This window comes from Ramlibacter sp. P4_H7 (genome assembly GCF_056400765.1).
In genome coordinates this window covers 105,163-111,928 of the sequence record NZ_JBFUKP010000017.1, presented here as the reverse complement: position 1 = coordinate 111,928, position 6,766 = coordinate 105,163, and the positions used below count along the sequence as shown (strand labels likewise).

Annotated in this window: 8 protein-coding genes; 2 read left to right on the top strand and 6 right to left on the bottom strand. The window is 70.3% G+C overall.

The features are described 5' to 3' along the window. Positions 1-383: 383 nt before the first annotated feature. Positions 384-1,013 (bottom strand): 3'-5' exonuclease, encoded by a 630-nt coding sequence (locus tag AC1DSA_RS20385; RefSeq protein WP_477892570.1) that lies wholly within the window; start codon positions 1,011-1,013, stop codon positions 384-386. 91 nt (positions 1,014-1,104) lie between these two features. Further along, on the bottom strand, positions 1,105-1,785 hold the full coding sequence (locus AC1DSA_RS20380; protein WP_477892568.1) for a phosphatase PAP2 family protein: 681 nt from the start codon (positions 1,783-1,785) through the stop codon (positions 1,105-1,107). A 330-nt stretch (positions 1,786-2,115) separates the two neighbouring features. On the opposite strand from AC1DSA_RS20380, the gene AC1DSA_RS20375 reads away from it, so the two are divergent. Further along, positions 2,116-2,946: a hypothetical protein gene (locus AC1DSA_RS20375; RefSeq protein WP_477892566.1), complete on the top strand. Its 831-nt coding sequence runs from the start codon at positions 2,116-2,118 to the stop codon at positions 2,944-2,946. Between the two features lie 10 nt (positions 2,947-2,956). Here the strand turns inward: AC1DSA_RS20375 and AC1DSA_RS20370 are convergent, their stop codons facing one another. Further along, on the bottom strand, positions 2,957-3,355 hold the full coding sequence (locus AC1DSA_RS20370; protein ID WP_477892564.1) for a phage holin family protein: 399 nt from the start codon (positions 3,353-3,355) through the stop codon (positions 2,957-2,959). Positions 3,356-3,673: 318 nt separating this feature from the next. On the opposite strand from AC1DSA_RS20370, the gene AC1DSA_RS20365 reads away from it, so the two are divergent. Beyond that, positions 3,674-4,069, top strand: a complete 396-nt coding sequence (locus AC1DSA_RS20365) for a nuclear transport factor 2 family protein (protein ID WP_477892562.1) — start codon at positions 3,674-3,676, stop codon at positions 4,067-4,069. A gap of 45 nt (positions 4,070-4,114) precedes the next feature. Here AC1DSA_RS20365 and AC1DSA_RS20360 read toward each other — a convergent pair whose 3' ends face one another. From AC1DSA_RS20360 to AC1DSA_RS20350, 3 genes are read right to left on the bottom strand one after another with little or no spacing between them, the layout of a single operon-like run. Then, positions 4,115-4,930: an amidohydrolase family protein gene (locus AC1DSA_RS20360; RefSeq protein ID WP_477892560.1), complete on the bottom strand. Its 816-nt coding sequence runs from the start codon at positions 4,928-4,930 to the stop codon at positions 4,115-4,117. Beyond that, entirely contained in the window at positions 4,927-5,925 is a 999-nt protein-coding gene (locus tag AC1DSA_RS20355) for a tripartite tricarboxylate transporter substrate binding protein (RefSeq protein ID WP_477892558.1), read from the bottom strand. Before AC1DSA_RS20355 ends, AC1DSA_RS20360 begins: the two co-directional genes overlap by 4 nt. Before the next feature lie 13 nt (positions 5,926-5,938). Beyond that, on the bottom strand, positions 5,939-6,691 hold the full coding sequence (locus AC1DSA_RS20350) for a GntR family transcriptional regulator (protein WP_477892556.1): 753 nt from the start codon (positions 6,689-6,691) through the stop codon (positions 5,939-5,941). Positions 6,692-6,766: the final 75 nt, after the last annotated feature.

Here is a 6,766-nt window from a genome sequence, read left to right as displayed (position 1 = left end):
GCCCGGTCATGCCGCCGACAGCGGCGCCGGCGGCGGCTCCGCCGGCCACGCCGCCGGCCACGCCGCCCACCACGGCACCGACGCCCTTGGCGGCGGGGTGGTCCTTCTTGTCGGTCAGGTCGCGTTTGTGATCGTTCATGAGATCTCCTTGGATTGGATGCCAGCGTCGGCACCAGGGGCGATGGCCCCGCGTTCGCGCTGGCTGGATGGGTGAGCCATCACGCTAGCTGCACGGGCAAGGGTGAGGAGGTCGCTTGCGTCCGACGACGCCGCAGTCCCGGGCGGATGAGCCTTGTCGGCCGGGACCCACATCGCAGTTCCTGCGATCCGGGAGGGAGGGACCGATGCCGTGCTGCGCTCGCACACCGGCGCGCGGGCCGGGCTCAGTGTTCGCGCAAGGCCTGGAAGTAGCCCGCGATGGCCTTGGGCACCGCCTTGCGCTGGCAGCGCTGCAAACGCATCAGCAGATCGTGCGGGACCTCCTCGACCTCGTAGTCCCGCTGGATGTCGCACCGGATCCGTGACAGCAGCGCGGCGGCCACCTCCGCATCGGCCATTGCCCGGTGGGCCCGACCCGCGGGCGGAATGGCGTGGAAGGACGCCAGCGAGCCGAGTCGGTAGCTGGCCGCCTGCGGATACAGCCGGCGCGACAGCAGCATGGTGCAGGCGAAGGCATGGTCCGCGCGCGCGGCGCCGCCCAGCCGCCCCAGTTCCGCCGCCCAGAAGCGCTGGTCGAACGACGCGTTGTGGGCGACCAGGGGCGCGTCCTGCACGAACCGGGCGGCCTCCGCCATCACTTCGGCGGCGGGTGGCGCGCTGCGCACCATCTCGTTGCTGATGCCGGTGTAGGCCTCGATGAACGGGGAGATGCGCATGCCCGCATTCATGAGCGACTGGAAGCGCGCGACGACGCGGGTTCCCTCCAGCAGCACGATGGCGATTTCGGTGGCGCGGTCTCCCATGGCGGGGGACAGGCCGGTGGTCTCGAAGTCGATGACGGCAATCGGGTGCATCCGGGGCCCGGAGTTCGTGAAGCCCGGATGCTACCGGACCGCCGAGGGCGGAGGCCGTGGCAGCACGCTCCGGTGCTGCGGAAGCGCGCTGCTATTCGGCGCCGGGTTCGCGCACCGCACGCGCGTGGAAGCGGCCCCGGAACAACTGCTCCATGGCGCGGCTGCGGCACATGCGCACGGCGACGTAGGTCAGCAACAGGCCACCGAGCACGTCCAGCACCACGTGCTGGCGGGTCGCGAGCGTCGAATAGACGATGGCCGTGCACCAGAACCAGTTGCCGCCGCGGACCCAGGAGGGAGCACCGAGCGTCCGCAGTTCGCTCGCGATGACGACGGCGGAATACGCGGCGAACGCCACGTGCAGCGAAGGAAAGGCATTGCCGCCCAGGTCCGAGGCCTTCAGGATCTGCAGCGCCGGATAGTCCGCCCAGTCGACGCCGAACCCCGGCGTGGTCGTGGGGAAGAGCCAGTACGTGGCGAGGCCCAGTCCCGAGATGATCAGGGCGCCGGCGATGTACATGCGCAGCGCCGCCATGTTGGCGGCCAGCGCGGGCGCCAGCGAGACATAGAGCCACAGGGACACGTAGGGCAGCAACGCGAGCTCGCTGACCTGGATCCAGGCATCGACCGGCGTCATCGGCACCGTGACCGCCTCGGCGGCCATGCTGCGCATGACCCAGAAGTACAGGACGAAGAACCCCGAGATCCCGAGCGTGGTGCCGACCATCTTGGTCACCCAGAGCGTGCGAACGCGCCGGGAGAGGGACTGCACCCATGTGCCTGCCACTGGACTCGCGGACCTCGACTTCATCGCAACTCCGGTGGGTTGATCACGGACTCTCTGCCCCTGCATTGTGGCAAGGTTGCGCCGCCTTCGTGCGGGAAGGCAGGGAACCTTCATCGCTGAGCTGGCCGTCAGGTGCAAGCCCGGATGTTGCGCGCGTGTAGGGCGCCGCCGCACAAGCCCCTTCGCCCCCAGTGGACGCGGCCTTCGCCTCCTGCCCACGGGGGTCCTGCCGCGCGCCTACGCAAGATGCCCTCGTCCGCGCACAGCCGGCGCCGCGCACCTGCACCACACTGGATCCAGCCGCAGGAGGGCCGCATGCAGAACCAGGAACCCAGGGAGCCGCAACAAGGCATCCACTTCGTCCAGAGACACCGAACGAAAGCCTTGCTCCTGGGGCTGGCGCTGCTGGTGCTGGGGGTGCCGGCCGTCTGGAAACACCACCACGGGACGACGCCGCCTTCACAGCCCGCGGCCTCCGGCGCTACCTCGCCGGAGGTGCAGCACGTCCCGGTGGCCTTGGCGGATTTCGGGCAGGCAGTGCCCTCGCCCGACGCCCGGCTGGTCGCGAACTGGGCGCTGGCGACCCACGACAACGCGAACCACGCCCTGCTGATCGTGGACAAGAAAGACGCGCGCGTGCACGTGCTGGCCCCCGATGGCCGGCTGCAGGGGAGTGCCCCGATCCTGCTGGGGGCGGCACCCGGCGACGACATCCTGCCCGGCGCGGGCGAGAAGTCGCCTTCCCAGCTGAGGCCCGAAGAAAAGACGACGCCGGCGGGCCGGTTCGTGGCCGAGCCGGGCGTGAACGCCAACAAGGAAGACGTGATCTGGGTGGACTACCGCGACGCCATCTCCATGCACCGCGTGCGCACCGCGGTGGCCCGCGAGCACCGGCTGGAGCGCCTGGCCAGCCCGGGCACCGAGGACAACCGGATTTCCTTCGGGTGCATCAACCTGCCGGCCGCCTTCTACGACACCGTCGCCAGGCCCGCGGTGGCGACCTATGGCGCGGTCGTCTACGTGCTGCCCGAAATGAAGACGGTGCAGGAAGTGTTCGGCGCCTACGACGTCACCGATCCGGCACAGGTCGCGGCGACCCGGCATGACAACCCTGCCCATGCCGGGCGGAAAGCAGGGGCGGCCTGAGGCCGCAGGCTCAGAGCCAGACGGTGCCGCGGGGCAGCTGGATCTCGGATCCCGGATCGCCCTGGCTCACCAGCGAACCGATGAACAGGCTCAGCAGCGCGACGAAGATGCTCGCGAAGAACGCGGTGCCGAAACCGCTGACGCTGAACCCGCGCACCAGCCGCGAGGCCAGCATCATCATGAGGGCGTTGATCACCAGCAGGAAGATGCCGAACGTGACCAGCGTGAGCGGAAGCGTCAGCACCACGAGGATGGGCCGGACGATCGCGTTGGCCAGCCCGAGCACCAGGGCGGCGATCAGCAGGGAGCGGCCGCTGTCGAAATGCAGGCCCTTGAACACATGGCTGGCCGCCCACAGCGACAGGGCCGTGATGCCCCAGTGGAGGAGGAAGGGAACGAGTTGGGACATGGGATGCGGTCGAGCATACCGGTTTCGTCCGTGCGCGAGTTCGCCGGGCTCCGTGGAGACAGCCACGGGGAGGCAGGCCTCGCCGCGAGCCCCAGGTAAATGGAGCTGGTCCTGAGCAGTTTCCCGACGGTGTTCATGCAGGTCATTTCGGCAGTCCTCCACGCGGCCGCGGCTGATTGGCCGGGCATCTGGGCGCGATGATCCAGCCGGCCTGTGGCAGCCGTGTGACGCCGGCGATGCTGGGCGGGCGCGGGACATCCCTCCTATGGACCTTCGGCGGCCCGTGCCGCAAAGTCGCTGCATTTCGCGGAGCCGACCATGCCGACCATGACCGTGGAATTGCTGCAGGCCTTCGCCGATGCGTGGAACCGCCACGACATCGAAGCGCTCATGACCTTCATGACCGACGACTGCGTGTTCGAGGCCTCCGCTGGGCCGCAGGTCTGCGGGGCGTCCGCGGTCGGCCGGGACGCCGTGCGACGCGCCTTCCAGGAGGTTTGGATGACCTACCCGGACGCGCAATGGAACGCGCCGCGCCACTTCGTGTGCGGGGACCGCGGCGTTTCCGAGTGGATCTTCACGGGAACTCGGCAGGACGGCGCCCGGGTGGAAGTGAACGGATGCGACGTGTTCACGTTCCGCGGCGACCGGATCGTCGTCAAGAACTCGTACCGCAAGAACCGGCCTGCGCTGCCTGCCCAGCCGCCCGCCTGACTGGAGCGATCACGCGAGCTCCGCAGCGGCGCTCGGCGTGCTTCGTCAACCGGCGTACAAGGCCCGAGGATCGTCCTGCAGGCAGCGGCCCAGTTCCTCCGCTCCCAGCGCGGCGCGGACGGGCTCCAGCAGCGCCTGCATGCGCGAGCCGCCGCCCGCAGGCAAGGAGGTGTGCGGCCAATCGGAGCCCCACACCTTGTGCCGTCCGAAGTTCTCCGAGACCTGCCGGATCACGGGCAGGAGGACCTCGTACGGCGCATCGGCGCCCAGCCGGTACCAACCGCTCAGCTTGATCCAGCTGCCGGCCCGGGCCAGTTGCTCGAGCGCGCGCCAAACCTGAGGCGTAGCGGGGGGGTCGGCGCGCAGACCGGCCAGGTGGTCCAGCACGAACACCAGCCCGGTGCGGGCCTGAAGGTCGGCGATCCTCGGCAGCTGCGCCGGGTGCGCATACCACTGCACGTGCCAGCCACGGCGGCGCAGGGCCGGCGCGAGCACGGCCAGGGCCTCGTCGTCGTTGCCGACCGGCGAGACCAGGTTGAAGCGCACGCCGCGCACGCCCGCTTCGTGCAGCCGATCCATCTCCGCTTCGCTGGTGTCGCGGCCCACGACGGCCACCCCACGGTGGCGCCCACCGGATCGCTGCAAGGCGCGCACGAGCAGCGAATTGTCGATTCCGTAGACGCTGGGCTGCACCAGCACGAGATGGCCCACGCCGTGCTTCGCCGCGAGCCGTTCGATCTCTGCGAGCGGCGCGGGGGCCGGCGCGTAATGGCCCGAGAGCCGCGGCGCGTCCGCGTCGAACACATGGACATGGCAATCCCAGCCCGGTGGGACGGCATCGCGCGCCTCTGGCTGGGTCATCCGGCGACGATCCGGCGTTCGCGCACCAGCTTGCCCCATTGTTCCTGCTGCGCCTGCAGGAACGCGGCCACCTTGGCGGGATCGCGGTGCGGAAAGACTTCGCCGCTCAGGCTGCGGATGCGGGCCAGCACCTCCGGGTCCTCAATTGCCACGCGCAAGGCATCGCGCAGGCGCGCCTGCACGGCAGCCGGCGTGGCCGCGGGGGCGAGCACCGGATTCCATTCCAGCACTTCGTATCCGGGGACGCCGGATTCCTCCATGGAAGGCACTTCGGGCAGCGCCCTGGCGCGCAGCCGGGTCGTCACGGCCAGCGGGCGCAGCTTGCCCGCCGAGATGTGGCCCAGCGAGGAAGCGACGTTGGCGAAGAACAGCGGCACCTGTCCGGCCATCACGTCGTTCAGGGCCGGCCCGCCCCCCTTGTACGGGACGTGCACCAGTTGCACGCCGGCGCGGCTTTCGAACAGCGCGCCGGCCAGGTGCTGCGCCGAGCCGTTGCCGGACGAGGCGAAGGCGATCTTGCCCGGCTCGGCCTTGGCCATGCGCACCAGGTCCTTCACGCTCTGCGCCGGGAAGCCGGGCGTGCAGACCAGCACGTTCGGAAAGAGCGCCACCACGCCGATGGGCGCGAAGTCCTTCTGGCTGTCGTAGGGCAGCTTGGGAAACAGCGACGGGTTCACCGCGAACGAAGAAGCGTCCAGCAGGAGCGTGCTCCCGTCCGCGTTGCCCCGCGCCACGTAGCCGGCGGCGATCTGCCCGCTGGCGCCCGGGCGGTTGTCCACGACGACCGACTGACCGAGGAACCTGGACATGGGCTGGGCGATGAGGCGCGCCACCAGGTCGGCGCCGCCGCCGGGCGGATAAGAGACGACGAGGCTGATCGGTCGCCCGCCGGCGATCGGCTGCTGCGCGAAGGCAAGGGCGGGCGCGGCGACGGCGGCCGCGCCCAGGAGCAGCACCTTGCGGCGGCGCGGCGGCAGGAAGGAAGGGGCGGGCATGTGCTGTCTCCTGTCAGGTGATCGTGACGGTGTAGTGGAAGGCGTTGGCGTCGCCGCGGCTCGTGCGGGCTTCCACCGGACGTCCCTGCAGGTCGAACGCGGTGCGCGTGACGACGGCGCAGGGATGGCCCGGCGACAGCGCGAGATGGCGGGCCTGGCCCGCGGTGAGCTGGCCGAAGCCGATCTCGTCGACGGCGCGGTGCACGTGCACCTGGCAGCGCGTGGCGAAGAAGGGATAGAGGAGGTCGGGCCAGTCGGCGGTGGGCACCTGCAGCAGCGGCTCGAACAGCGGCAGCGGCAGGAACATGTCCTCGTGCAGGCAGGGCTGCCCATCGATCAGGCGCAGGCGCTGGATGCGGATGCAGGGCTCGCCGGGCGCCACGCCGAGCAGCCGGGCGACCTGGCGCGTCGCCCCGACCTGGTCCCGCGACAGGATGCGCGACTGGGGCACCTGCCCCGTGCCCTGCCCGAAGCGGAAGAAGCGCAGCATCGGCGCGCCGCTCAGCCCTTGCCGCACGAAGGTGCCGCGGCCGTGGACACGTTCGATGAGTCCCTCGTCCGCCAGCACGGACAGGGCCCGGCGCATCGTGCCCAGGGCGACGCCGTGCTCGGCCGCCAGAACCTGCTCGGCCGGCATCGCCGAACCGGGGGGCCATTCGCCCTGCAGCAGCCGCGTGCGCAACGCGGTGGCCAGGGCCGCGTAGCGGCTCACGCCAGGATCGTCGCCGACCAGTTCCAGCCGTGGGGGAATGTTTCTCGGAGACATCTAGACCTTTAGAGGACTAGATCTATAATAGCCGAAAGGCCGGGATGCGCAACCCTGGGTCGAACCGTTCGACCA